At 67.4% G+C, this 24,636-nt stretch carries 22 protein-coding genes and 1 tRNA gene; 11 read left to right on the top strand and 12 right to left on the bottom strand.

The features are described 5' to 3' along the window. The first annotated feature begins 36 nt into the window (after nt 1-36). A complete protein-coding gene (locus E8M01_RS12105) occupies nt 37-468 on the top strand; it encodes a globin domain-containing protein (RefSeq protein ID WP_136960353.1) in 432 nt (143 codons plus the stop codon). Nucleotides 469-471: 3 nt separating this feature from the next. Here the strand turns inward: E8M01_RS12105 and E8M01_RS12110 are convergent, their stop codons facing one another. The 3 genes from E8M01_RS12110 to E8M01_RS12120 all read right to left on the bottom strand — a co-directional run bounded on the left by E8M01_RS12110 (nt 472) and on the right by E8M01_RS12120 (nt 4,094). Beyond that, nucleotides 472-2,772: a hybrid sensor histidine kinase/response regulator gene (locus tag E8M01_RS12110; RefSeq protein WP_136960354.1), complete on the bottom strand. Its 2,301-nt coding sequence runs from the start codon at nt 2,770-2,772 to the stop codon at nt 472-474. A gap of 158 nt (nt 2,773-2,930) precedes the next feature. Then, nucleotides 2,931-3,389, bottom strand: a complete 459-nt coding sequence (locus E8M01_RS12115; RefSeq protein WP_136960355.1) for a cyclic nucleotide-binding domain-containing protein — start codon at nt 3,387-3,389, stop codon at nt 2,931-2,933. An 18-nt stretch (nt 3,390-3,407) separates the two neighbouring features. Further along, nucleotides 3,408-4,094 (bottom strand): response regulator transcription factor, encoded by a 687-nt coding sequence (locus E8M01_RS12120; protein WP_136960356.1) that lies wholly within the window; start codon nt 4,092-4,094, stop codon nt 3,408-3,410. Nucleotides 4,095-4,228: 134 nt separating this feature from the next. Here E8M01_RS12120 and E8M01_RS12125 point away from each other — a divergent pair, with 134 nt between their 5' ends. After that, the gene (locus E8M01_RS12125; protein WP_136960357.1) at nt 4,229-4,759 is read left to right on the top strand and encodes a L,D-transpeptidase family protein; all 531 of its coding nucleotides are present in this window, start codon (nt 4,229-4,231) and stop codon (nt 4,757-4,759) included. Between the two features lie 6 nt (nt 4,760-4,765). Here E8M01_RS12125 and E8M01_RS12130 read toward each other — a convergent pair whose 3' ends face one another. From E8M01_RS12130 to acs, 4 genes are all read right to left on the bottom strand, one after another. Next, entirely contained in the window at nt 4,766-5,533 is a 768-nt protein-coding gene (locus E8M01_RS12130) for a glucose 1-dehydrogenase (RefSeq protein ID WP_136960358.1), read from the bottom strand. A 101-nt stretch (nt 5,534-5,634) separates the two neighbouring features. Beyond that, nucleotides 5,635-7,038 (bottom strand): M48 family metalloprotease, encoded by a 1,404-nt coding sequence (locus E8M01_RS12135; protein ID WP_246088697.1) that lies wholly within the window; start codon nt 7,036-7,038, stop codon nt 5,635-5,637. Nucleotides 7,039-7,107: 69 nt separating this feature from the next. Beyond that, on the bottom strand, nt 7,108-7,842 hold the full coding sequence (locus tag E8M01_RS12140; protein WP_136960360.1) for a hypothetical protein: 735 nt from the start codon (nt 7,840-7,842) through the stop codon (nt 7,108-7,110). 5 nt (nt 7,843-7,847) lie between these two features. Then, on the bottom strand, nt 7,848-9,800 hold the full coding sequence (gene acs, locus E8M01_RS12145; protein ID WP_136960361.1) for an acetate--CoA ligase: 1,953 nt from the start codon (nt 9,798-9,800) through the stop codon (nt 7,848-7,850). A gap of 288 nt (nt 9,801-10,088) precedes the next feature. On the opposite strand from acs, the gene E8M01_RS12150 reads away from it, so the two are divergent. Together E8M01_RS12150 and E8M01_RS12155 are read left to right on the top strand one after the other, a co-directional pair. After that, nucleotides 10,089-11,255: a serine hydrolase domain-containing protein gene (locus tag E8M01_RS12150; protein ID WP_136960362.1), complete on the top strand. Its 1,167-nt coding sequence runs from the start codon at nt 10,089-10,091 to the stop codon at nt 11,253-11,255. Nucleotides 11,256-11,385: 130 nt separating this feature from the next. Continuing rightward, nucleotides 11,386-12,552, top strand: coding sequence for a serine hydrolase domain-containing protein (locus E8M01_RS12155; RefSeq protein WP_136960363.1), 1,167 nt, complete (start codon nt 11,386-11,388; stop codon nt 12,550-12,552). A 16-nt stretch (nt 12,553-12,568) separates the two neighbouring features. Here the strand turns inward: E8M01_RS12155 and E8M01_RS12160 are convergent, their stop codons facing one another. The 4 genes from E8M01_RS12160 to tsaD are packed head-to-tail and all read right to left on the bottom strand — an operon-like array spanning nt 12,569 to nt 15,400. Further along, nucleotides 12,569-13,012, bottom strand: coding sequence for an EVE domain-containing protein (locus tag E8M01_RS12160; RefSeq protein WP_136960364.1), 444 nt, complete (start codon nt 13,010-13,012; stop codon nt 12,569-12,571). A gap of 1 nt (nt 13,013) precedes the next feature. Beyond that, nucleotides 13,014-13,301 carry a hypothetical protein gene (locus tag E8M01_RS12165; protein ID WP_136960365.1) on the bottom strand — a complete coding sequence of 96 codons (288 nt, stop codon included), beginning with the start codon at nt 13,299-13,301 and terminating at the stop codon, nt 13,014-13,016. Nucleotides 13,302-13,304: 3 nt separating this feature from the next. Further along, nucleotides 13,305-14,303, bottom strand: coding sequence for an NAD(P)H-dependent glycerol-3-phosphate dehydrogenase (locus E8M01_RS12170; protein ID WP_136960366.1), 999 nt, complete (start codon nt 14,301-14,303; stop codon nt 13,305-13,307). Continuing rightward, nucleotides 14,300-15,400: a tRNA (adenosine(37)-N6)-threonylcarbamoyltransferase complex transferase subunit TsaD gene (gene tsaD / locus E8M01_RS12175; RefSeq protein ID WP_136960367.1), complete on the bottom strand. Its 1,101-nt coding sequence runs from the start codon at nt 15,398-15,400 to the stop codon at nt 14,300-14,302. Before tsaD ends, E8M01_RS12170 begins: the two co-directional genes overlap by 4 nt. A 98-nt stretch (nt 15,401-15,498) precedes the next feature. On the opposite strand from tsaD, the gene hemC reads away from it, so the two are divergent. The 5 genes from hemC to E8M01_RS12200 all read left to right on the top strand — a co-directional run bounded on the left by hemC (nt 15,499) and on the right by E8M01_RS12200 (nt 20,580). Continuing rightward, on the top strand, nt 15,499-16,425 hold the full coding sequence (gene hemC, locus E8M01_RS12180; protein WP_136964585.1) for a hydroxymethylbilane synthase: 927 nt from the start codon (nt 15,499-15,501) through the stop codon (nt 16,423-16,425). Further along, a complete protein-coding gene (locus E8M01_RS12185; RefSeq protein WP_136960368.1) occupies nt 16,425-17,144 on the top strand; it encodes a uroporphyrinogen-III synthase in 720 nt (239 codons plus the stop codon). Before hemC ends, E8M01_RS12185 begins: the two co-directional genes overlap by 1 nt. A gap of 66 nt (nt 17,145-17,210) precedes the next feature. Further along, nucleotides 17,211-18,761, top strand: a complete 1,551-nt coding sequence (locus E8M01_RS12190; protein WP_136960369.1) for a COG4223 family protein — start codon at nt 17,211-17,213, stop codon at nt 18,759-18,761. Nucleotides 18,762-18,771: 10 nt separating this feature from the next. Beyond that, complete coding sequence (locus E8M01_RS12195; protein ID WP_136960370.1) at nt 18,772-20,421, top strand: heme biosynthesis protein HemY; 1,650 nt, start codon at nt 18,772-18,774, stop codon at nt 20,419-20,421. Between the two features lie 82 nt (nt 20,422-20,503). Continuing rightward, a tRNA-Arg gene (locus E8M01_RS12200) sits at nt 20,504-20,580 on the top strand. A 79-nt stretch (nt 20,581-20,659) separates the two neighbouring features. Here E8M01_RS12200 and E8M01_RS12205 read toward each other — a convergent pair. Then, the gene (locus E8M01_RS12205) at nt 20,660-21,331 is read right to left on the bottom strand and encodes a YggS family pyridoxal phosphate-dependent enzyme (RefSeq protein WP_136960371.1); all 672 of its coding nucleotides are present in this window, start codon (nt 21,329-21,331) and stop codon (nt 20,660-20,662) included. Nucleotides 21,332-21,450: 119 nt separating this feature from the next. Between E8M01_RS12205 and leuS the strand changes: the two genes are divergently transcribed. Continuing rightward, nucleotides 21,451-24,105: a leucine--tRNA ligase gene (leuS, locus tag E8M01_RS12210; RefSeq protein WP_136960372.1), complete on the top strand. Its 2,655-nt coding sequence runs from the start codon at nt 21,451-21,453 to the stop codon at nt 24,103-24,105. Next, nucleotides 24,092-24,634: a hypothetical protein gene (locus tag E8M01_RS12215; protein ID WP_136960373.1), complete on the top strand. Its 543-nt coding sequence runs from the start codon at nt 24,092-24,094 to the stop codon at nt 24,632-24,634. The genes leuS and E8M01_RS12215 overlap by 14 nt, the downstream gene beginning before the upstream one ends. Nucleotides 24,635-24,636 lie beyond the last annotated feature (2 nt).

Raw genomic sequence — 24,636 nt, forward strand, 5'->3', positions numbered from 1 at the left:
GGCCAGGCAAGCGAGCCCTTGAACCCGGACAGCTCCATGACACCCAAGCAGGTCGCCCTCATCCGCAGGCAGTTCGGCACGGTTGCCGCCCGCAAGGATGAATTCGCCGCGGCGTTCTACGAGGCGCTGTTCCATTCCGACCCGACGCTCCGGCCGATGTTTCCGGCCGACATGCGCCCGCAGCGCGCCAAGCTAGTCGTGGCCCTCGCCCATGTGATCCTGTCGCTCGACGATCTCAGCGCCGTGCTCGAGGACGTCCGGGCGCTCGGCCTCAAACATGTCGGTTACGGCGTCGTCCCCGACCATTACAACGCCGTCGGCGAAGCGCTGCTGGCAGCACTTGCCGAAATGCTCGGCGATGCCTTCGACGATGCCTCGCAGGCGGCCTGGGCGCTGGCCTACGGCACGATCGCCGATGTCATGATCGAAGCGGCAGCCGACAAGATCTATCTCGAGGCGGCCGAATGAACGTCACGCCTTGAGCCGGGCCGCCAATCCATTGGTGGCGACCTTGGCCAGCACCAGGCGTACGTCGTCGAGCGTGAACGGCTTTTCCAGCACCACGACCTCGCTGCCGCGTGCCCGGGCCAGGCGGTCCGGGCCGGCCACCGTGTCACCGGTGACGATGATCGTCCGCTCGGCGAGCTTCGGGTCCCGGTCGTGAATGCGATCGCGGAAATCGATGCCGTCGAGACCGGGCATGCGCAGATCGGCGAAGACCACGTCGAACACCGTCTGGTCGATCCGTTCCAGCGCCAGGACGGAACGGTCGACGACGCTCGGACGATGGCCGAGACCCTCGATGATTTCCGCCAGGCTGCGCGCAACGTCAGCCTCGTCGTCGACGATCAGCACGGACAATCCGACATGTTCGGCCGCCGGGCCGGCGGCCGTCGCGGTCGCCACGACCTGGTCGCTGCGCGGCAGGCTGATGTCGAAACGGGCGCCGCCCTCGGGGCGATTGGTCAGCGCGATCGTGCCGCCATGGGCCTCGACCACATTGCGGCAGATCGACAGGCCGATACCGGTTCCGACCCCGGCCGGCTTGGTGGTGAAATAGGGGTCGAAGACGCGCCGGATGAGATCCGGCGGCACGCCCGGGCCATTGTCCGAGACCGTGATGGTGACGCGATCGCCGGCCAGGCCGGTCTCCACCCGGATCAGCCGTGGTGCCGGGCGGTCCATTAGCGCCTGCTGGGCATTGATGATCAGATTGGCGATCACCTGCGACAGCAGATCCCGATCGCCCATGATCGCCGGCAGGCCGGGATCAAGCCTGGCCTCGACCGCGATATCAGAGCTTCGCAGGCCGTAGGCGACCATGTCGAGCGCGCCCGAGGCGACCGCATTGATGTCGACGGCCTCGCGCTGCGGCGGTTTTTGCCGCGCCATTGCCAGGAAGCTCTTCACGATCCGGCCGCACCGCTCGGCAGCCGCCCGAATGCGCTCGCCGCGGCGCCTGACCTCGTCGGTGCCGGCCTTCTCGACGAGCAGCGACGATTGCGCGATGACGATCGCCAGCGGGTTGTTCAGCTCATGCGCGACACCGGCCAGCAGTGAGCCCATGGCCGACAGCTTCTCGATCTGATGCAATCGTTCGCGGCTCGCCTGCGCCTCATTGGCCATGCGCTGCGCTTCGGTCAGGTCGCGCACATGGGCCATGAACAGCCGGTGATCGGCGAAGCGCACCGTGTTGACCGAATATTCGACCGGAAAGATCGAACCGTCCTTGCGCTGGCCCTCGGTCTCGAAGCGCCGGGCCAGACTGCCGACATCGGTCTTGGCCTTGTAGCGCTGCATCGTGGCGATCTGCAGTTCGCGCTGGGCTGCCGGAACCACCAGGTCCCACGAGAGCTGGCCAATCGCCTCGGCGCGGCTGAAGCCGAACATGGCCTCGGCCGCCGGATTGAATTCGATCACCCGCCAATCCGCATCGGCGACGATGATGGCGTCGAGCGACGATTGGACGACCGCCTTGTTCAGCGCTTCGCTGCGCGCCAGCGCGTCGATATTCTTGGCAAGTTCCTGTTCGCCGAGCTTCAGCTCGGTCAGATCGCGGGTGAAGGTCAGGAAACCCACCTCGATTTCGCCGACCGGGACATAGGGGATCAGCGAGACCTGCAGGTAACGGCCGCCCTTCTCGATGAAATCGATCCAGCCTTCCCAGCGCATGGTCTCGCCGCCGCGAACCCGGTCGGCCATGGCCTGATACTGGGCCACCACGTTCGGCCCCAGGACCTCGCCGACCGTATGGCCGATGACCTCGCCCGAGGTCTTGCCGAGGAATTCGAGAAACTCCCGGTTGGCATCGCGATAGACCAGATTGTGGTCGACATAGACGGTGCGCAACGGAATGCCGTCGATCATCGCCCGAAGCTGATGGATCTGCGCGGTGCGCTCGCCAACCGCGGTTTCGACCTGCTGGCGCAACGGCATCCAGGGCGCCGGCACCGGCGGCGCCGGCAGGACCCCGCCCTTGGTGGCTTCGATGCCATAACGGGCCAGCGCCACGGCGGGTGCGACGAACTGGCGCCAGATCAGCACGGCCAGCACAGTGAAGGTCGCGACAATGCCGGCGACCAGCGTGACGTGCTCGACCAGGTGTTCACGCGCCTGCGCGGTGATCTCGGCCCGGCCATAGGTCGACCAGCCGAGATAGATCACCAGCAGCAGCAGGGGCAGACCGCACAGAATCAGCAGCCCGGCGAAACGCCGCGACAATTCAGATCGGCTCTGGCGCGCGGTGCTGTTCCGTCCGCCGGACTGGACCATGGCTCATTCTCCGGTGCGCCACTGGCAGCAATCGCTGCAGGACGGCCGCGGCTTCGGACCCGGGCAGCATTCGCCTCTTGCCTGTTGAATTCGGGCCCCGGGCCGGGACATTGGTCGGCTGCTGACGCTTCGTCAAGCAGTCGCCCGGGACGCCCCGCTCAATCGTCCGAGATCGACGCGAAAATGCCGCCGATACGGTTGAGTTCGGCCGTGGTCGCCCGCATCTTCTGGCGAAACTCGCCATGGACCCGCCGCGCAGCCTGGGGGAATTCGGTGAGGATCCGGCGAAACAGGCTGCGTGGCACACGCATGGCGGTCGATGGCTGGCGCGCGGTTGCGGTTGCCGGCCTCAGCGTTTCGACGATCAATGCGATTTCGCCGAGCAGCGCCCCGGGGCCGGCCAGCCGCTCGGCGATCCCGCTGGAACTGGTCAGCAGAAATTCGCCCTCGACCACCACAAAGCCGGCATCGGCCGCCTGCCCCTCGCGAAACAGCGTGTCGCCGCCGCGCAAGAACCGCGTCTCGGCGGAAAAGGCGAGTAGCCGCAAGGGCTCCTGGCCAAGGGAAGCGAAGAGCGGAACGCGCGCGAGCAGGGCGATATCATCGTCGAGAGCCATCGAATGCCGTTTTGCCCCTCAAGGGACGAGCTTGTACCCGCCGGCTTCGGTGACCAGCAATGCGGCGTTGGCTGGATCCTTCTCGATCTTCTGCCGCAACCGGTAAATATGGGTCTCGAGCGTATGGGTGGTGACGCCCGAATTGTAGCCCCAGACTTCGGAGAGCAGGACTTCGCGAGAGACCGGCTTCAGTCCCTGCCGATAGAGATAGCGCAGGATCGCGGTTTCCTTTTCGGTCAGCCGGATCTTGCTGTTCTTCTCGGTGATCAAGAGCTTGGACGACGGGCGGAAGCTATAGAGCCCGATCTGAAAAACCGCGTCCTCGCTCGCCTCGTGCTGGCGCAATTGGGCACGAATGCGGGCCAGCAGCACGGCGAAGCGGAACGGCTTGACGACATAGTCGTTGGCGCCGGCCTCGAGCCCCAGGATCGTGTCCGAATCGGTGTCGTGGCCGGTGAGCATGATCACCGGGCTCTTGAACCCGCCCTTGCGCATGATCTTGACCGCCTCGCGGCCGTCCATGTCCGGCAGCCCGACATCCATGATCAGGAGATCAAGATGTTCCCCCTTGGTCGCCTGGATCGCCTTGGCGGCCGAATCGACCGTGATGGTCTCGAACTCCTCATGGAGCGCCAGTTGTTCGGCAAGCGCTTCGCGCATGTCGTTATCGTCGTCACAGAGCAGAATCTTTCGCACTTGGCTCATCGAATCACCCGAAAAAGGAAGGGGGCGGCCTTGGTCGCGGCACTTTGACTAGGACACAGAACAGCATTACGCGCAAACGCCGATGGGCGTTACCAAATCCATACATGCCTCCTAGCGATCCGAGTGTCGATATCATGGCGAAGCGTCTGATTAGTCGCATTTTTGTCCACGCGCTGCCCGGCCGTCCGACGCGCGGCATGGTCCATGTCGGACTGGCCGCCTTTCCCTGCGCGCTCGGCCGCGCCGGCATCCGCAGCGCCAAGCGCGAAGGCGACGGCGCAACCCCGCGGGCAAGCCTGCCGCTGCGGCGGGTGTTCTACCGCCACGACCGGCTGGTCAAGCCGGCAAGCCGGCAGGCCACCCGGGCTATCCGCCCCGATGATGCCTGGTGCGACGACGCGGCGGATCGCCGCTACAACCGCCTGATCAAGCGTCCGCCGGGATCGGCCGAGGAATGCCTGACCCGGGCGGATCATCTCTACGACGTCATTGTCGAGCTCGGCTGGAACGACCATCCGGTGCGCCGCCATCGCGGCAGCGCGATCTTCTGGCACGGCGCGCGCGATGGTTTCACCGCGACCGCCGGTTGCGTGGCGATCCGGCGCGAGGTTTTCGCCAAGATCCTGCCACGGCTCGCCCGCGACGCGGTGATGGTGATCCGGTAGCGCCTGTCAGACCGACGCGGTCATGCCGCCGTCAACATAAAGGACATGGCCGGTGACATAGTCGGAGGCGCGCGAGGCGAGGAAGACGCAGGCACCCTGCAGCTCCTCCAGTTCGCCCCAGCGGCCGAGCGGCGTGCGGCTCGCCACCCAGGCCGTGAAGACCTCGTCGCGGTACAGGCTCTCGTTCAGCTCGGTCTTGAAATAGCCCGGCCCGATGCCGTTGACCCGGATGCCGTGCTTGGCCCAATCCACCGCCATGGCCTTGGTGAGCATTTTCAGCGCGCCCTTGGAGGTGACATAGGCGGCAATGGTCGGCCGGGCGATTTCGCTGGTCACCGAGCAGGTATTGATGATCTTGCCCCGGCCGCGCGGGATCATGTGGCGGGCGACCGCCTTCGACACGTAGAAGGCGCTGTCGAGATTGGTCGCCATCACCCGCCGCCAGGCCTCTTCCGGAAATTCGTCCAACGGCGCCCGAAACGTCGTGCCGGCATTGTTGACCAAGATGTCGATCGGGCCGTCCTCGCGCTCGATCGCATCGACCACGGCGGCCGCCGCCGGCTGGTCGGTGACGTCGAAGGCGCGGCTGCTGACGGTGAAACCCTGGGCCGCGAGCCCGGCGGCGGCCGCCGCCAGCTTGTCGCGATCGCGTCCGTTGAGGACGATGGCAGCCCCCGCCTCGGCCAGCCCCTGGGCATAAGCCAGCCCGATGCCCGTGCTGGAGCCGGTGATCAGGGCGCGCCGGCCCGAAAGATCGAAACTCGTCAAAGCCATGGTCGTCCCCCGTCAGGCTTTCGAGGAAAAGCCATGCCAGGGCGCGGCGCAAGGCCCGCCGGCCGCGTCGCGGCCGCGCGACCGGCATCGCATGATCAGGACTATTCCTGGATGACCTTGACCAGTTCGCCGCCGCGCGGCTGTTCGCCGGGTCCAAGCCCGTTCAACACGCGGAAACGCTCGTCAGCGCGATCGGCAACCTGCATGCGCGACAGGAAACTGTCGACCGTATCGCCCTCGCCGGCCCGAACCATGCGGATGCGCACCTGGCGCACCGCCTGTTCGGCCGAGGTCAGCCGGCGGAAGCTCTCCATCGAGCTGCGGAACATCTGGTCGACCTCGGCATTCAGGTCGCGCGCGGCATAGATCAGGCGATAGACCTCGGCGCCGAAGCGCACGACGAAGATGCGGAACGACCAGTCCGGTCCACGGGCAAGCGCGGTTGCCGCCTGGAACCCGTTGACCGTCACCGCCTCGACCGAGCTCTCCGCCAGTCCGTCGATCCAGCCCGATCCCAGATAGGCCTGCAGGGTCTGGTTGGCCGGCACGCGCACCACGTCGAGCCGGATCGCCATGTCGTTCGGACCAAGGCCGGTCACCGCCGAACGCGAGTTTTCCAGCGTGAAACCTTCCGGCGCGGTCACCGTGAAGCCGAGACGCGGGTGGATGAAGCTTCGGCCGCGCACGAACCCCTGGCGTGGATCCTCGCCATAGGTCAGCCCGTCGAGGGCGCGCAGATAACGTTCCTTGTCGCGCGGCACGCCACCGGGCCCGGAATATTGCCGCGCCACCAGGATGGCCTGGCGGATCCGTTCCGGCGTCGAAGGGTGCGAGGCGAGGAAGTCCGGTCCGCCGCTGGCCGCCTGTGCCTGGCTGCGGATCGCCGCATTGCGCTCCATCGACTGCAGGAAGCGCGAAGCCCCGTAAGGATCGAAACCGGCTTTGGCCAGGAGCCTGACGCCGATCGCATCGGCCTCGAGCTCCTGGCTGCGCGAGAAACTCGCCAGCGATATCCGGGCCGCTTCGCGGCGCTGTTCGGCGCCGGCGAGATCGTTCAGCAGGCGCGCGCGCATCACCGCCACCAGCTCGCTGGTACGGACCTGGTCCTCGCGCTGATTGGCGTGGCGCGCCGAGACATGCGCCATTTCGTGGCCGAGCACGGCGGCGAATTCGCTGACGTCATTGACCAGGCCGAGCATGCCGCGGGTGACATAGAGATGGCCCGACGGCAGCGCAAAAGCATTGATCGACGGTGAATTGAGCACGGTCAGACGATAGCGCTGGTCGGGCCGGTCGGAGGCGGCGCCCAGGCGGTCGAGGATTTCGCTCGCCAGCCGTTCGATCGCACCGGCGTCATACTCGCCGCCGAAGGCCGCGAGAATGCGCGAATGATCCCGGGTCGTCAGCGGCGGCAGCCGCGCCTCGGTTGGCGCCGGCACCGGGGTCGGGACATTGGCGGCCGGGTCGGGCGTGGTCGCGCAGCTGGTCAGCAGCAAGGCAAGCACCAGCGTCGCTGGGTAAGCCGCCCGGCGCAAATGCTCCTGTGCTCGTCCGAACCGAGTCACGGTCCGCCGCTACCTAGCACCGCCGGAAGGCGGCTCCGCGATGGTGATGGCCTCCGGTATCGCCGCCGCGATAGAGGGACCGCGCCGGGTCGTCACGATCCCACGCACGCGCAGCATGTGCCCACGGATTGCGGCGGGTTCAAGCCCATTTTCTCGGAAAGCGGCCATGTCGCGATCCGAAATGGTTACCGTCAGCGCTCCTGAATTGGGTGGCCCGAAGTTGATATAGGTGATGCGGCCCTGGGTTCTGGCGCTGCGCACGCGGCCTTCGACAATGGCAAACCGGCCTTCCGATCGCGCCAGCGCGTCGCCGTCGGTTGCTCCGATCGGCGCCCCGTCGCCAGCCCAAAGGCCCCGCCTGGCGCGAATCGCTTCGGTTTCGGCCCGCTCGAACAGGCGCCAGCAATCGCGCGGGACAAGCCGGGTCGGCGTCAGGCGGACCCGGCCTTCGCGCAGGAGCGGCAGTTCGATCGGCCCGGCCGCGCCGAAGGCCTGTGCGGGGATGCGGCCGTGCCGGTCGGTGACGCCGAGCGAGACCACCCGTGTCGGACCATCGGGTGTCACCACTGATTCGCCCGATAGCGCCACCAGACGGAAGCGCCGGCCATCGGGCGCGGCCAGGACCAGCGGCGTGTCGGCGCGCAGGCCCGGCACATCGAAACCCATGTCGGAAACGCAAGCGGCGGCCGGAACGGCCGCCGCGAGGCTGATCGTCAAGGCCAGCGCGATGCGCCGCCGGGCCATGTGCCTCAGGCGCCTTTCCGGTTCTGCCTGTTGTTGATGAGGTCGTCGACCACAGCGGGATCGGCGAGCGTCGAGGTGTCGCCGAGCGCGCCGAACTCGTCCTCGGCGATCTTGCGCAGGATCCGGCGCATGATCTTGCCCGAGCGGGTCTTCGGCAGGCCCGGCGCGAACTGGATCAGATCCGGCGAGGCGATCGGCCCGATCTCCTTGCGCACCCAGGAGACCAGCTCCTTGCGCAGGTCCTCGCTCGGCTGTTCGCCGGTCATCAGGGTGACATAGGCATAGATGCCCTGGCCCTTGATGTCGTGGGGATAGCCGACCACGGCCGCCTCCGACACCTTGGCGTGGGCGACCAGCGCGCTCTCGACCTCTGCCGTGCCCATGCGGTGGCCCGACACGTTGATGACGTCGTCGACACGGCCGGTGATCCAATAATAGCCGTCGGCATCGCGCCGGCAGCCGTCGCCGGTGAAATATTTGTTCTTATAGGTCGAGAAATAGGTCTGCACGAAGCGCTCGTGGTCGCCGAACACCGTGCGCATCTGGCCCGGCCACGAATCGGCGATCACCAGATTGCCCTCGGCGGCGCCGTCGAGAACCTTGCCGTCGGCATCGACGATCTCCGGCTTGACGCCGAAGAACGGCCGGGTCGCCGAACCGGGCTTCAGATTGGTCGCGCCGGGCAGCGGCGTGATCAGGATGCCGCCGGTTTCGGTCTGCCACCAGGTATCGACGATCGGACAGCGGCTTTCGCCGACCACCCGGTGATACCATTCCCAGGCTTCCGGATTGATCGGCTCACCGACCGAGCCGAGCAGCCTGAGCGACGCGCGCGAAGTCCGCTTCACCGGCTCCTCGCCGGCGCCCATCAGCGACCGGATAGCGGTCGGCGCGGTGTAGAAGGTGTTGACCTTGTGCTTGTCGACGACGTCCCAGAACCTGGAGATCGACGGATAGGTCGGGATGCCCTCGAACATCAGCGTGGTCGCGCCATTCGCCAGCGGACCATAGACGATATAGCTGTGGCCGGTGACCCAGCCGACATCCGCGGTGCACCAATAGATGTCGCCGTCCTTGTAGTCGAAGACATATTGGTGGGTCATCGACGCATAGACGAGATAGCCGCCGGTGGTGTGCAGGACCCCCTTGGGCTTGCCGGTCGAGCCGGACGTATAGAGGATGAACAGCGGATCCTCCGCGTTCATCTCCTCGGCCAGGCATTCGTCCGGCACCTTGGCGGCGAGATCGTCGAAATAGTGGTCGCGGCCTTCGGTCATCGCCACCGCGCCGCCGGTGCGCTTCACCACGATGACGCTTTTGACGATGCCCGGCGCCTTGTCGCAGGCGGCATCGACATTGATCTTGAGCGGCACCTTGCGGCCGCCGCGCAGGCCCTCGTCGGCGGTAATGACCACGCCGGTGGCCGCATCCTCGATACGACCGGCCAGGCTATCGGGCGAAAACCCGCCGAAAACGATGGAATGCACCGCGCCGACGCGGGTGCAGGCCAACATCGCATAGGCCGCTTCCGGGATCATCGGCAGGTAGAGCGTAACCCGGTCGCCTTTCTTCACGCCCTGCGATTTCAGCACGTTCGCCCATTTCATCACGTGGCGGTGCAGCTCGCGATAGGTGATCCGGGCGTCTTCCTTGGGATCGTCGCCTTCCCAGATGATCGCGACCTGGTCGCCGCGGGTCGCCAGATGGCGGTCGACGCAGTTGTAGGCGACGTTGGTGGTGCCGTCCTCGAACCATTTGATCGAGACGTTGTCGGGCGAAAACGAGCTGTTCTGGACCCTGCTATAAGGTTTGAACCATTCGATCCGCTTGCCGTGCTCGCCCCAGAAGGCCTCCGGCGCCTTGACCGAGGCTTCGTACATCGCCTTGTATTTGGCATCGTCGATATAGGCGCGCGCGGCCCACTCAGCGCTGACCGGATAGAGCTTTTCCGCCGACATCAGATACCCCTTCCTCGATGGCAACCGCAGGCGCGTCCGTGGATACGCTGGTGCGGCACGATGGTTTCCTCAGCGAGCGATCTTGGCATGCCGATCGCCTCTCCGTTTCGCGCGGACAATACGTCGGCGGCGGGTGACGGCTCAAGAGAGCGATGCGTCACACTTTGGTCGTTCGCCTTTCGACTCAGACGAGCGAGGCCAAGCCATGCGAAGCCGCCGCATTGACCAAAGCCGCCCGGGCCCTAAGCTTCGCCCAAACAACAAAGCATTCGCCAAGGGGAGATGACGATGACGACATTTGCTGCGTTGGACGAGATTCTGGGCGGCGCCGCCGCGCGCGGCGAGGTTCCAGGCGTGATCGGCCTGGTTGGCGCGCCCGGTGAGACGCTCTACGAGGGCGCCTTCGGCAAGCGCGACATCGGCAAGCCGCAGGCGATGACCATGGACACGGTGGTCTGGATCGCCTCGATGACCAAGGCCGTGACCGGTGCCGCCGCCATGCAGCTGGTCGAACAAGGCAGGATCGACCTCGATGCGCCCGCCGCTCGTGTTGTCGCCGAGATCGGCCATGCTCGGGTGCTCGATGGCTTCGATGCCGATGGCAAGCCGCAGCTGCGGGCGCCGAAACGGGCGATTACGTTGCGCGATCTGCTCACCCATACCGCCGGCTACAGTTACGATATGTGGAATCCGGACATCGGCCGCTACATGGCGGCGACTGGCACGCCCGGCGTCACCGGCTGCCAGAACGCCGCGCTCACCACGCCGCTGGTCGCCGACCCGGGCGAGGTCTTCGAATACGGCATCTCCATCGACTGGGCGGGCAAGATGGTCGAGGCCGTGTCGGGCCAGCGGCTGGAGAGCTATTTCGCCGACCATCTGTTCGCGCCGCTCGGCATGAAGGACACCATGTTCAAGATGGGCGCCGACCAGCTCGCCCGGCACGCACCGATCCACGCCCGCACGCCCGACGGCCTGGTGGCGACCGACATGATGATCCCGCAGGAACCGGAATTCTTCATGGGCGGCGGCGGCCTCTATTCCACCGCCCGCGATTATCTCGCCTTTGCCACGATGATCCTCAATGGCGGCGCGGGGAACGGCAACCGTGTGCTCAAGGCTGAAACCGTCGCCGAAATGTCCAGGGATCAGATCCCGGGCATCAAGATCGGCACGCTGGTCAGCGCCATCCCGCCGGCTACCAACGACGCCAATTTTTTCCCCGGGGTCAGCCAGGGCTGGGGCCTGAGCTTCCTGATCAACCGTGACCGCTCGCCAGAGGGCCGGCCGGCCGGTTCGCTCGCCTGGGCGGGGCTTGCCAATACCTTCTTCTGGATCGACCCCAAGACACGGATCACCGGCATCTTGCTGACCCAGATCCTGCCTTTCTTCGACGTCGAGGCGATCAAGCTGTTCCGGGCGTTCGAAACCGGCGTTTATCGGGCGACCGCATAGCTGACCTGTCGGGTCGCCCCGCCCGGCGGGACCCCGTCGAGAGACGGATCCTGCCGCCGATTGACCCGCCGAAACGCCGAGGCCATGGTTCCGGGCCGGCAGGCCAAGTGCAGCCGCATGGGGGGGTTCCTTGAGCAGATTGGCTAGCCTGGACCGCATTTTCAGCGAATCGATCGGGCGCGGCGACCTGCCGGGGGTCGTCGCCACCGTCGGCTCGCGTGAGGGCGTGCTTTATCAAGGTGCCTTCGGCCGGCGCGATATCGGCAAGCCCGCCCCGATGACCGCGGACACGGTGTTCTGGATCGCCTCGATGACCAAGGCGATCACCACGGTGGCGGTGATGCAGCTGGTCGAGCAGGGCCGGATCGATCTCGACCAGCCGGTCAGCCGCTATGCACCCGCGCTTGGCGAGGCCAGGGTGCTCGAAGGCTTCGACGAAGCCGGCGCGCCGCGGCTGCGCGCGCCGAAAAGCGCCGTCACCATGCGCCGGTTGCTCACCCATACAGCCGGTTACGGTTATGATTTCGCCAGCGGCGCGATCCGGCAATATATGAAGGCGACCGGCACGCCGTCGTCCGCCTCCGGACAGACGGCATCATTGTCGATCCCGCTGCTGTTCGATCCGGGCGAGGCGTTCCAATACGGCATCAGCACGGATTGGGCCGGCCGGATCGTCGAGGCGGTGAGCGGGCAGGATCTCGACGCCTATTTCGCCGAACACATCTTCAGGCCGCTCGGCATGGCCGACACCATGTTCGTGCTCGGGCAGGACCAGCATGCACGCCGGGCGACCGTCCATGCGATCAAGGAGGATGCCGCCTTCGTGCCGACCGAGATGGTCGTGCAGCAGGACCCGGAATTCTTCTCCGGCGGCGGCGGGCTCTATTCGACCGCCGCCGACTATCTCGCCTTCGTCCGGATGATCCTCAATGACGGCCTCGGCAACGGCCAGCGCATCCTGAAAGCCGAAACCATCGCGGCCATGGCGGTGGACCAGATCCCGCACATGGCGATGCCGGAGATGAAGCTCAATTCGCCGACCGGCCTGCGCGACACCAATTTTTATCCCGGCATGAGCCAGGGCTGGAGCCTCGGCTTCCTGATCAACCGTGAAACCTCGCCCGAGGGCCGGCCGGCCGGCTCGCTCGCCTGGGGCGGTTTTGCCAATACGCTCTACTGGATCGACCGGAAGAACGGCATTTCCGGCATCCTGCTGAGCCAGGTCGTGCCGTTCTTCGATCCGCGCGCCATTGCGCTGTTCAAGGCCTTCGAGGCGGCGGTCTATCGCGAACTGTGACGCGCGGGACCGGCGCTCAGGACTTGCCGCCGGCCTTTTTCGGGTCGATCCCGCCCATCGCGCAGACGAGGTCCCACTCGGCATCGGTAACCGGCTGGACCGACAGCCTGGAATATTTCATCAGCGCCATCTCGGAGAGCCGCGGCTCGCCCTTGATGGTGGCGAGCGACACCGGCGTCTTCAGCGGCATCACCGCCTTGATGTCGACGACCACCCAGGGTTCATCCGCTCCGACGCCCGGATCGGGATAGGATTCGCGGATCACCTCGACGATGCCGACGATCTCCTTGCCCTCGTTCGAATGGTAGAAGAAGCCGCGATCGCCGGCCTTCATCCGGATCAGGTTCAGCTTGGCGGCATGATTGCGCACGCCGTCCCAGAACGTGCCCTTGGGGCCGGCCGCGACCTGGGCGTCCCAGGACCATTTGAACGGTTCGGATTTGTACAGCCAATGCGCCACGTCAGCCCTCGCCCTGGCTCTTTTGTCCCGCGACCGGGATCAGCTTGCGAAACGTGTCCAGTTCGGTGACGAAACGGTCGAATTCGGCCAACGTCATGGTGGTCTTGCCATCGGACAGCTCGATCACCACGATCGGCTCGCCATTGCTGCGCCGTTTCATCAGCTTGGCGACCGGGAACACCACCGAATGGGTCAGGTCGAAGGGATGGGTTTCGGCGACCAGATCGGCGCCCATGGCCTTCTGGGCCGCCTCGACGCCTCGTGCGATTTTATCGAAGAAGTTCGTCATGCCTCACTCCGCCTTTTGGGGTCTGGCCATCAACTGGGCGATCGCCTGGTTCACGTCGATCAGGCCGCCCAGCACCGCATCGATCGCTTCCGCGATCGGCATGTCGATGCTGTGCGCCCGCGCCGTCTCGACTAATATTTCGGCGGTCAGGGCGCCTTCGGCAAGCGCGCCTCGGCCGCTCAGCAAATCGAGCCCCTTGCCCTCGCCAAGCGCGTAGCCGAGGGCAAAATTGCGCGATTGCGGCCCCGAGCAGGTCAGGATCAGGTCGCCGAGGCCCGAAAGCCCCATCAAGGTCTCGGGCCGGGCGCCGAAAGCCCGGCCGAAGCGGCTCAGTTCGGCAAAACCGCGCGCGGTGATCGCCGCAGCCGCACTGGCGCCGAGCTTGCGCCCCGCGACGATGCCGGCGGCAATGGCCAGCACGTTTTTCGCTGCCCCGCCAATCTCGGCGCCCCTGATATCGGTGGTGTGATAGAGCCGGAACGACGACGATCCGAGCGTGTCGGCGATGTGTTTGGCCAGCGCCTCGTCCTTGGCCGCCACGGTCACCGCCGTCGGCAGGCCCTTTTCCACGTCGGCGGCGAAGCTCGGGCCAGACAGGATCGCCGGCACCGCTTTCGGCACCGCTTCCCCGACCACCTCGGTCATGAACCGCCCGGTGCCACGTTCGATACCCTTGGAGCAGACGATCAGCGGCGTGCCCTGACGGATCACCGTCTCGACCACTTCGCAGACCGCGCGCAAGGCCTGCGCCGGCACCACGGCCAGCACCAGGTCGGCGCGCGCGGCTTCGGCGAGCGAGGCGGTCGCGGTCACCCGATCCTGGATGCGCGCGCCCGGCAGGCGGCTTTCATTGGTGCGCCTGGCATTGATCTCGGCGGCAACCGCCGGTTCGCGCGCCCAGATCACCGTCGCCCGGCCGGCCCTGGCCGCGGCATTGGCGAGCGCGGTCCCCCAGGCGCCCGCGCCGAGCACGGCGACGGACGGAGTGTCGTTTGATGTCATGCCTTGGCTCCCAAACGGCCCGAGCCGACCGTAGCCGCCTCGGCGTCGAGGGGCCAGCGGGCGCGCGGCGCGATGTCGAGCGGGTCGGTCAGGCCGAGCGCCAGCCGTTCGGCGCCCGCCCAAGCGATCATCGCGCCATTGTCGGTGCAAAGCTTCGGCGGTGGCACCACCAGCCGGAGGCCGGTGGCATCGGCAGTGGCCTGCAGCACCCGCTTCAAGGTCTGGTTGGCGCCGACCCCGCCAGCCACGACCAGCGCCGAGGGCTCGCCGAAACGGATCCGGAACAGCTTGATCGCCACCCGGCAGCGGTCGGCCACCATGTCGGCGACCGCCATCTGGAACGAGGCGCAGAGGTCGGCGACATCCTTGTCGGACAATCCGGCCTCGCGGCCGGCCAAAACGCGCTCGGCCAGAACACGCTCGGCTTCCTGGCGCACCGCCGTCTTCAGCCCGGACAGCGAGAAATCGGGATCCGGCCGGCCGGCCAGCGGTCGCGGGAAAGCGAAGCGTTTGGCATCGCCGTCTTTCGCGCGCTGTTCCACCTCCGGCCCGCCCGGATAGGGCAGGTCCAGGAGCTTGGCCACCTTGTCGAAGGCCTCGCCAATGGCGTCGTCAATGGTCGTGCCGAGCTTGGTATAGGAACCGACCCCGGTCACCGCGAGCAGCTGGGTATGGCCGCCGGAGGCCAGGAACAGCAGATAGGGAAAGGCCACCTGATCGGTCAGCCGCGCCGTCAGCGCATGCGCTTCCAGGTGATTGACCGCGATCAGCGGCTTGCCGGCAATGAGCGCAATGGCCTTGGCGGTGGTCAGCCCGATCAGGACGCCGCCGACCAGGCCGGGGCCGCCGGCGGCGGCCACCGCATCGAGGTCGTTGACGCCGATATCGGCCTGCCGCAGCGCCTGCTCGATCACCAGGTCGACAATATCCACATGGGCACGCGCCGCGATCTCCGGCACCACGCCGCCATAGGGCGCGTGCTCTGCGATCTGCGAGCGCACCACATTCGACAGGATTTCGCCCTTGCCGGCCGCGTCGACGCGCACGACGGCCGCTGCCGTTTCGTCGCAGGTCGTTTCGATGCCGAGAACAAGCATTGGTTCGTCTTCGCTTTGCGGCTACGGAGTTTTCCGAAGAGCGGATCGGTCGTTATGATCCGTGCCCGGCCCTCCGCCTAACATCGGACCTCGATATGGTGCAATCGCCCTTCCTTCGCATCGGTACGCGCGGCTCGGCGCTGGCGCTCGCCCAGGCCCACGAGGTCAGGACCTTGCTGGCACGTGCCCATGACGTCCCCGAGACGGCGATCGATGTCGAGATCATCAAGACCAGCGGTGACATGATCCAGGACCGGCCACTGTCGGAAGCCGGCGGCAAGGGCCTGTTCACCAAGGAGATCGAGGAGGCCCTGATCTCGGGCCGCATCGACCTCGCGGTGCATTCCTCCAAGGACATGCCGACCGTCCTGCCCGACGGCCTCGGGCTGACCGCCTTCCTGGCGCGCGAGGACGTGCGCGATGCCTTCATTGGCCACGCCGTGAAAAACCTGGTCGATTTGCCGCAGGGTGCGGTGGTCGGTTCGGCCTCGCTCCGCCGCCAGGCTCAGATCAGGCGCGAGCGGCCCGACCTGTCGACCGTGCTGTTCCGCGGCAATGTCCCGACCCGGCTCGACAAGGTGCGCCGCGGCGAGGTCGCCGGCACGCTCCTGGCGCTGGCCGGGCTGAAGCGCCTGGGCCTCGCCGCCGAAGCCACCGAGATCATCGGCACCGAGCGTTTCCTTCCCGCCGTCGGCCAGGGCGCCATCGCCATCGAGACCCGGCTCGACGATACCAGGACCCGTCAGCTGATCGCGCCGCTCAATGACGCCGCGACCGAAATCGCCTTGCGCGCCGAGCGGGCCTTCCTGAGGGTGCTCGACGGCTCCTGCCGGACGCCGATCGCCGGCCTCGCCCTGGTCCGTGACGGCCGGCTCGGCTTCGACGGCGAGATCCTTCGCCCCGACGGCAGCGAGAGCTTCAAGGCGAGCCGGACCGGCAGTATTGCCGAAGCCGAGACGCTTGGCCGGGATGCCGGCGAGGAATTGAAGGCGCGCGCGCCGGCCGGTTTCTTCGAGAGCCGTTGATGCGCGTGCTGGTGACACGGCCGGAACCGGAGGCTAGCCGCACCGCCGTCCAGCTGGCGGCGCTCGGCCACCAGCCGGTCGTGGCGCCACTGCTGGTCACCGAGCCCCTGGCTGCCGACCTGCCGACCGGGGCGATAACCGCGCTTGCCGTCACCAGCCCCCGGACCGCCTCGCTGATCGACCGGGAGACCGTCGCCAGGCTCGCCGCTGTTCCGGTCTTTTCGGTCGGCGACCGCACCGCCGCGGCCATGGTCGAGGCGGGCTTCCGCGATGTTCGATCGGCGGCCGGCGATGTCGCGGCACTCGGCCGGCTGTTGGCCGCGGCTGGTCTCGCGCGCGGCGCCCATGTCCTGAGCATTGGCGGCGAGGAACGGGCCGGCGACCTCGCTGCCCTGGTCGCGCCCGCCGGCCTGATCGTCTCGGCCTGCATCCTCTATCGCATGGTCCCGGTGGCGCAACTGCCGCCCGCGCTGGCCGATGCCCTCGGCGCCGCGGGCCCGGCGGCGGCGCTGCATTATTCACCACGTTCAGCCGCAACTTTTGTCGATCTGGTCGCCGCCGCCGGGCTCGAGGCCAGATCCGGGCCTGGGCCCGGCCGCCTGGTCCATCTCTGCCTGTCGGCGGCGGTCGCCGAACCGCTTCGCCAGCGCGGCTATTCCGGCATCAGGATCGCGACGCGACCGGATGAAGCAGCCTTGCTCGACCTCATCGGCGGCTGACGCTGTTGCGGGCCAATGGCCCTGGGGATAGACCTTGACGGGAGCGGTGCAACGGAGACGCGACGCATGGCGAATGACGAGCGCCCGGACAACGACGCCAAACCGAAGCGCCGCGCCAAGACGCCGGTGATCACGCTGGAGGCGACCGAGGTCACTCCGCCGGAAGCCGCCAAGTCGACATCAGGCGAACCGACGCCAAACGAATCGACGTCAAACGAATCAACCTTCGGTGCATCGGCCCCCAGCGAATCGACACCGGACCAGCCGGCAGTGTCGGAAAATCCGGCCGGGGCCGGCCCGGCAGCCGACCGGGCGGCAGAGCCGGTTGTCGCGCCGGTGACCGAAAGCCACCAGCAGCCCGCGGCCACAGCCGCAGCCGAACCGGATCGGCCGATCCCGGCCGAGGCCGTTTCGGCGCCGTCCGGCGCCCCCCAGGTCGCGCCCGTGCCCCAGGTCCCGCCGGCACCGCAGGTCACGCCATCGCGCCAGCCCGGCTTCGGCCGGTTGGCCGCCGCTGGCCTGATCGGCGCGCTGCTGACCGGTGGCCTGGGTTATGCCGGATCGCTGGCCGGCCTGCTGCCCGGCGCCAAACAGGCCGATGTCGCCAGTCTCGAGCGCCGCGTGGCCGATCTCGACCGTGCCGTACGCGAGACCGCCGCGCGGCCGCCGCAGGCACCCGACTTTTCGCCGCTGATCCGTCGCGTCGAGGCCGTCGACGCGGCCCGCGCCGCCCTGGAGACCCGGCTCGCGGCGCTCGAACGCCGCCCGGCCGATCCATCGACACCGTCAGCCGTCCCGGCGGCACCGGTCGAGCTGACCCCGCTCAGCCGGGAAATCGAGGCGCTGAAGACCGCCCTTGCCGCCGTCACCGAAGCGCAAAGCCGCGCCGGTGGACCGGCTGCGACCGCGATCCCCGGCCCGGACCTCGTCACGATCGAGACCCGGGTTCAGAGCCTGCTCGCGCCGCAGACGCAGCGGATCGACGGCGTCGAAACCCGCGTTCAGAGCCTTGGCGTCGACGTCAAAGCCGGTGCCGAGGCGGCCCAGGCGCTGGCCGCCCGGGTCACCGCCCTCGACACGGCCCGCGCCCAGACAAGCGGCGCCGGACAACGCGCCGCCCTGCTGGTCGGCATCGAAATGCTCCGCTCGGCGGTCGATCGCGGCAGTCCCTATGCGGCGGAGCTCAGGGCCTTGAAGGCGCTCGGCGCCAATGCCGCCGCGCTTCAGCCGCTCGAGGCCACGTCGGAGCGCGGCCTCGCGCCCGCGCCGCTGCTGGCCCGGCGCTTCGCCGCCATGGCGGCGACGCTCGCCAAGGCAGCGCCGCGTCCGAGTGACGGCAGCCTGTTCGACCGGCTGGCCGCCAATGCCCAGTCGCTGATCCGCATCCGGCCGGTTGGCGAGGCCGCCGGCGACGACGCGCCGGTGGTGGTCGCGCGCATCGAGGCCAAGCTCGGCCGCGCCGATCTTGCCGGCGCGCTCGCCGATTTCGACCGGCTTCCCGAGGCGACCAAGGCCGTCGCCAGGGACTGGGAACGGGACGCGCGCGCACGCCTTGCCGGCGAAGCGGCGCTGAAGCAGATGGCGGACGAGGCCATCGGCGCACTCGCGACGCGCTGAGGAGAACATCATGGTCGGCGTCATCCTCTTCCTCGTCCTTCTGGCGGTGCTCGCCACCGGCGCCGCCTGGGTGGCGGACCAGCCCGGCACTGTCACCGTGGTCTGGCTCGGCCGCCACATTGAATTCGACGTGCTGACCGGCCTGATCGCGGTTCTGGTCGCCGCCGCCGTTATCATGGCCTTGATCGCGCTGATCAAATGGCTGGTCGCCAGCCCCCGCATCGCCGCCCGGGTGATGCACCGCCGCAAGATCGAAAAAGGCCAGGAGGCGATCACCCGCGGCATCGTCGCGATCGGCGCCGGCGACCGACGGGCCGCCGAAAAGCACGCCTATGACGCTGACCGGCTCGCCCCCAATGCGCCACTGACCCTGCTTCTGAAAGCCCAGGCCGCCCAGCTCGCCGGCGATCGCGCCGGTGCCGAGCAGGCCTTCCGCACCATGGTCGACCGCCCCGACACCAAGGTGCTGGGCCTGCGCGGGCTCTATGTCGAGGCGCAGCGGCGCACCGACGTGGTGGCGGCCCGCGCCATTGCCGAAGAGGCGGTCAAGGCCTCGCCCTCGGCGACCTGGGCCGCCCAGGCCGTGCTCGAACAGCAGGGCAGCGCCGGCGACTGGGACGGCGCGCTGGCGAGCATCGAGCGGCAATATGCCGCGCGTGTCATCGACAAGGACGCAGCCAAACGCCTGCGGGCGGTTCTTTTGACCGCCAAGGCGGCGGCGCTGGAGGAGCGCGATCCTCCGGCTGCCAAGGCGCTGGCCGTCGAGGCGGTCGGACTGGCCCCGGAACTGGTTCCCGCCGCGGCGATCGCCGGCCGCCTGGCTGCCGCCGACGGCGACATCAAGAAGGCCTCGCGGGTGATCGAAGCGGCCTGGAAGATCGCGCCCCACCCCGATCTCGCCGAGGCCTATGCCCATGCACGCCACGGCGATTCGCGCGGCGACCAGTTGAAACGGGTCGAAACGCTCGCCCGGCTGACCCCCTCGCATCCCGAAGGCCTGCTGGCCATTGGCCGGGCGGCGATCGATGCCAGCGACTTTGCCGCCGCGCATCGTGCCCTGGACGAACTGGCGGCCAGCGCGCCGACCCAGCGCCTGTGCCTGCTGATGGCCGAACTGAGCGCCAAGGAGAGCAATGACCAGGGCCGGGCCCGGGAATGGATGGCCCGGGCGCTGCGCGCGCCGCGCGATCCGGCCTGGACCGCCGACGGCCAGGCAAGCGACGTCTGGCTGCCGGCCTCGCCGGTGACCGGCAAGCTCGACGTCTTCCAGTGGAAGGTTCCGGTCGCCGAACTGGGCGGCCCGATGCTGCATGTCGACGACGTGCTCGCCGATGCCTCCGAACCGGCGGTCCCGGCCGGCCCGGTTGTCGAGATCGTCGCGGACGCGCCGCAAGCCGGGCCCGAGCCGGACTCAAAACCAGAAATCAAATCCGAACCCGTGGCACCCCGCCCGATCGAACTGCCGGCCGTGGTCGAGACCGCGCCGGAGCCCCCCGTCGTCTCGCCGGCTGTCGCGGTTCCCGAACCCGCCTCGGAGAATGGCGCGAAACCACGCCCCGCGCGCGGCGAGACGGTCTTCCCGATCGCACGCGCGCCGGATGATCCGGGCCCGGACGGCAATGCCGAGCCGAAGAAGCGCATGTCGTTCTTCGGCAACTGAGATCCGCCGCCGATATATTCGCCGTCTTGCCCGCACCGGTGACTTGCCGGGCCTAACCCGGCTGTGAGATAGAGGGCGCGTCGGTCCCGTAGCTCAGCAGGATAGAGCAGCGGTTTCCTAAACCGGAGGTCAGGGGTTCGAATCCCTTCGGGACCGCCAAAAGGCCTTTTGGATCAAGAGCTTACGTTAATTCCTCGAGACCGTCCCGGCGCTGCTGGCGGCCGCCGCGGCGTAAGTTTCAGGCCTTGCTGCGCGTGCCAAAAATGGCACTGCCGACCCGCACATGGGTGGCGCCCATCGCGATGGCGGTCGCAAAATCCGCGCTCATGCCCATGGAGACGACGGCCAGGTTGTTGCGCCGGGCAATGGTGGTGAGCAGCGCGAAATGCGGCGCCGGCGGTTCGTCGGCCGGCGGGATCGCCATCAGCCCGGCAATGGCGAGGCCATGCAGGTCGCGGCATTCGGCAAGGAAGGCGTCGACCATTTCCGGCAGAACGCCGCCCTTTTGCGGCTCGGCACCGGTATTGACCTGGACCAGCAGCTTCGGCCGGCGCTGCTGCCGGGTCATTTCCTTGGCCAGTTCCTTGGCGAGCGAGGATCGGTCCAGGCTTTCGATCACGTCGAACAGCTGGACCGCGTCCTTGGCCTTGTTCGACTGCAATGGCCCGATCATATGCAGTTCGACATCGGGATAGCGGCTGCGCAACGCCGGCCACTTCTCCCGGGTCTCCTGCACGTAGTTCTCGCCGAACACCCGCTGGCCGGCCGCCAGCGCCGGCTCGATCGCCTCGGCCGGAAAGGTTTTGGAGACCGCGACGAGGGTGACCGCGCCGGCCGGCCGCTTGGCGGCGACCGCGGCTTCGGCAATGGCGCTGTTCACTTGGGCCAGGTGATCGACGACGTCCGACATGGAAGGCACTCCGCAGGTTGGCCTTGCGCTAACCTGTAAACGGTTGACCGGTCCAGACCTTTCGTGTGTTGTCCCGCCTCGCTTATTCGCTCATTTTTTCGACTGCCGAACCGCTGATCATGTCCACCGAACGCTACAATGCCCGCACCGCAGAGCCAAAATGGCGCGGGGTCTGGGACCAGAACAAGATCTTCGAAACGAAGAACGCGGATCCGCGGCCGAAATATTACGTGCTCGAGATGTTCCCCTATCCGTCCGGGCGCATCCATATGGGCCACGTGCGCAATTATACGATGGGCGACGTGGTGGCCCGCTACAAGCGCGCCAAGGGTTTCAACGTGCTGCATCCGATGGGCTGGGACGCCTTCGGCCTGCCGGCCGAAAACGCCGCCATGGCCTCCAAGGTTCACCCCAAGGAATGGACCTACAAGAACATCGAGACCATGAAGGCCCAGTTGAAGAACATGGGCCTGTCGCTCGACTGGTCGCGCGAGCTGGCGACCTGCGATCCGAGCTATTACCGCCACCAGCAGAAGCTGTTCACCGATTTCATGGCCGCCGGCCTGGTCGAACGCCGCTCGGCCCGGGTCAACTGGGATCCGGTCGATCAGACCGTGCTGGCCAATGAGCAGGTCATCGATGGCCGCGGCTGGCGCTCCGGCGAACTGGTCGAGCAGCGCGAGCTGACCCAGTGGTTCCTCAAGATCACCGCCTATAACCAGGATCTGCTCGACGCCCTCGACGGCCTGGAGCGCTGGCCGGACAAAGTCCGGCTGATGCAGAAGAACTGGATCGGCCGTTCCGAGGGCCTGATGGTGCGCTGGGCCCTGAAGGACGGCACGGCGCCGGCCGGCTCGACCGAGCTCGAGGTCTATACCACCCGCCCGGATACGCTGTTCGGCGCAAGCTTCATGGCGATCGCGCCCGATCACCCCTTGGCCAAGGCAGCCGCCGCGACCAATCCTGGGCTCGCCGCCTTCAGCGACGAATGCCGTCGCATGGGCACTTCGGTGGCAGCCCTCGAGACCGCCGAGAAGCTCGGTTTCGATACTGGCATCAAGGCGCTGCATCCCTTCGACCCCAGCTGGGAAGTGCCTGTCTACGTCGCCAATTTCGTCCTGATGGACTACGGCACCGGCGCCATTTTCGGCTGCCCGTCGGGCGACCAGCGCGATCTCGACTTCGCGCGCAAATACGATCTCCCGGTCGTCACCGTGGTGCGCCCGGCCGATGCGGCCGGCGATTTCGAAGTGACCGATACGTCGTTCGACGGCGACGGCGTGATGATCAATTCACGCTTTCTCGACGGCCTGCCGAGCCAGGCCGCTTTCCAGGAGGTCGCCTCGCGACTGGAAAGCACGACGCTCGGCAATCGGCCGGTTGCTGCCCGCAAGGTCAATTTCCGCCTGCGCGACTGGCTGATTTCGCGGCAGCGCTATTGGGGCTGCCCGATCCCGGTGATCCACTGCGATGCCTGCGGGCCAGTCGCCGTGCCGGCCCAGGACCTGCCGGTGCGTCTGCCCGACGATGCCGACTTCTCCAAGCCCGGCAATCCGCTCGACCGGCATCCGACCTGGAAACATGTCGCCTGTCCGAACTGCGGCAAGCCGGCGCGGCGCGAAACCGACACCATGGACACCTTTGTCGACAGTTCCTGGTATTTCGCCCGCTTCACCGATCCCTGGCGCACCGATACGCCGACCGACCCCGCGGTGGTCAATGACTGGTTGCCGGTCGATCAATATATCGGCGGCATCGAACATGCGATCCTGCACCTGCTCTACAGCCGCTTCTTCACCCGCGCCATGAAGGCGACCGGCCATGCCGGTCTCGACGAGCCGTTCCGCGGCCTGTTCACCCAGGGCATGGTGGTGCACGAGACCTATCGTGGACCGGATGGCGCCTATGTCACGCCGGCCGAGGTGACGATTTCGGGCGAGGGCGACCAGCGGCGGGCGGTTCTGACCGGAACCAACAGTCCGATCGAGATCGGCTCGATCGAGAAAATGTCGAAATCGAAGAAGAATGTCGTCGATCCCGACGACATCATCGACACTTATGGCGCGGATACCGCGCGCTGGTTCATGCTGTCGGACTCGCCGCCCGAGCGCGACGTGATCTGGACCGAGGCCGGCGTCGAGGGCGCCAGCCGTTTCGTCCAGCGGGTCTGGCGCCTGGTCGGCGATATCGTCGCCAGAACCGACACAATCAGGACCGCCGTCCCGGCCACGTCAGGCAAAGCCGGCGACGGCGCCATCGGCGAGGCCGCGACAGCCGTGCGGCGTGCCGCCCACACGGCCTTGTCGTCGGTCGAGACCGATGTCGAGCGCCTGGCCTTCAACCGCTGCGTCGCGCATATCTACACGCTCGCCAATGCGCTTAGCCGCGCCCTCGACGGTATCAAGGGCGACGAGCGGCCGGCGGCCGATCTTTCGTCGGCGCTGCGCGAGGCGGCCGATATCCTGGTGCAACTTGTCGCCCCGATGATGCCGCACTTGGCTGAAGAATGCTGGACCGCGCTCGGCCATCCAGGCCTGGTTGCGGAAATGGCCTGGCCGGCGATCGATCGTGCCGTTCTGGTCGAGGACACCGTCACATTGCCGGTGCAGGTCAATGGCAAGAAGCGAGCGGACTTGACGATCGCGCGCGACGCGGCTCAGAAAGATATCGAGGCCGCCGTGCTCGCGCTCGAGCCGGTCACCAAGGCGCTGGAGGGCCGGCCGGTGAAAAAGATCATCGTTGTGCCGCAGAGGATCGTGAATGTCGTCGGCTAACATCTCCCGGCGCGCGATCATTCGCGCCCTTGCCGTCACCGCCGGCGCAGGCGCGCTCGCCGGCTGCTTCACGCCGCTCTATGGCGACCCCAATGTGGTGCCTGGAGCCCGCAATGCCCAGGCGCATCTGCAGAACCTCGAGATCCCCGAGATCGGCGGCCGGTCCGGCGTGGTGCTGCGCAACGAGCTGATCTACCTGACCCAGGGCGGCGGCGGCCGGGCTCAGGCGCCGACCCATGTGCTCCGGGTCAGCCTCGGCGTCGACAGCGTACCGCTGCTGCTCAACACGGCCGCCGGGCGTCCCTCGGCGCAATCAATATCGCTGATCGGCAATTATTTCATCACGCCGGTCGGCAGCCAAGAAGTGCTGCATCGCGGCCAGGCCGTCGCCAGCGCCTCGTTCGATCGGACCGCCCAGCGGCTTGCCTCCGACCGCGCGGTGATCGAGGCACAGGAACGTGCCGCCAAGTCGCTGGCCGAAACGATCGTCACGCAGGTGGCGGGATGGTACGTCACGCGTCCACGGTGACG

The organism is Phreatobacter stygius, from assembly GCF_005144885.1.
In the GTDB taxonomy this organism is placed as follows: Bacteria; Pseudomonadota; Alphaproteobacteria; order Rhizobiales; family Phreatobacteraceae; genus Phreatobacter; species Phreatobacter stygius.

Bases quoted from the DNA above. Each gene is read 5' to 3' on its own strand.
- E8M01_RS12105 (WP_136960353.1), top strand. From the start codon at position 37: ATGACACCCAAGCAGGTCGCCCTCATCCGCAGGCAGTTCGGCACGGTT.
- E8M01_RS12215 (WP_136960373.1), top strand. From the start codon at position 24,092: ATGTCGTCGGCTAACATCTCCCGGCGCGCGATCATTCGCGCCCTTGCC.
- leuS (WP_136960372.1), top strand. From the start codon at position 21,451: ATGTCCACCGAACGCTACAATGCCCGCACCGCAGAGCCAAAATGGCGC.
- E8M01_RS12110 (WP_136960354.1), bottom strand. From the start codon at position 2,772: ATGGTCCAGTCCGGCGGACGGAACAGCACCGCGCGCCAGAGCCGATCT.
- E8M01_RS12205 (WP_136960371.1), bottom strand. From the start codon at position 21,331: ATGTCGGACGTCGTCGATCACCTGGCCCAAGTGAACAGCGCCATTGCC.
- E8M01_RS12185 (WP_136960368.1), top strand. From the start codon at position 16,425: ATGCGCGTGCTGGTGACACGGCCGGAACCGGAGGCTAGCCGCACCGCC.
- E8M01_RS12125 (WP_136960357.1), top strand. From the start codon at position 4,229: ATGGCGAAGCGTCTGATTAGTCGCATTTTTGTCCACGCGCTGCCCGGC.
- E8M01_RS12115 (WP_136960355.1), bottom strand. From the start codon at position 3,389: ATGGCTCTCGACGATGATATCGCCCTGCTCGCGCGCGTTCCGCTCTTC.
- E8M01_RS12195 (WP_136960370.1), top strand. From the start codon at position 18,772: ATGGTCGGCGTCATCCTCTTCCTCGTCCTTCTGGCGGTGCTCGCCACC.
- acs (WP_136960361.1), bottom strand. From the start codon at position 9,800: ATGTCGGCGGAAAAGCTCTATCCGGTCAGCGCTGAGTGGGCCGCGCGC.
- E8M01_RS12190 (WP_136960369.1), top strand. From the start codon at position 17,211: ATGGCGAATGACGAGCGCCCGGACAACGACGCCAAACCGAAGCGCCGC.
- E8M01_RS12120 (WP_136960356.1), bottom strand. From the start codon at position 4,094: ATGAGCCAAGTGCGAAAGATTCTGCTCTGTGACGACGATAACGACATG.
- E8M01_RS12165 (WP_136960365.1), bottom strand. From the start codon at position 13,301: ATGACGAACTTCTTCGATAAAATCGCACGAGGCGTCGAGGCGGCCCAG.
- tsaD (WP_136960367.1), bottom strand. From the start codon at position 15,400: ATGCTTGTTCTCGGCATCGAAACGACCTGCGACGAAACGGCAGCGGCC.
- E8M01_RS12170 (WP_136960366.1), bottom strand. From the start codon at position 14,303: ATGACATCAAACGACACTCCGTCCGTCGCCGTGCTCGGCGCGGGCGCC.
- E8M01_RS12140 (WP_136960360.1), bottom strand. From the start codon at position 7,842: ATGGCCCGGCGGCGCATCGCGCTGGCCTTGACGATCAGCCTCGCGGCG.
- E8M01_RS12130 (WP_136960358.1), bottom strand. From the start codon at position 5,533: ATGGCTTTGACGAGTTTCGATCTTTCGGGCCGGCGCGCCCTGATCACC.
- E8M01_RS12150 (WP_136960362.1), top strand. From the start codon at position 10,089: ATGACGACATTTGCTGCGTTGGACGAGATTCTGGGCGGCGCCGCCGCG.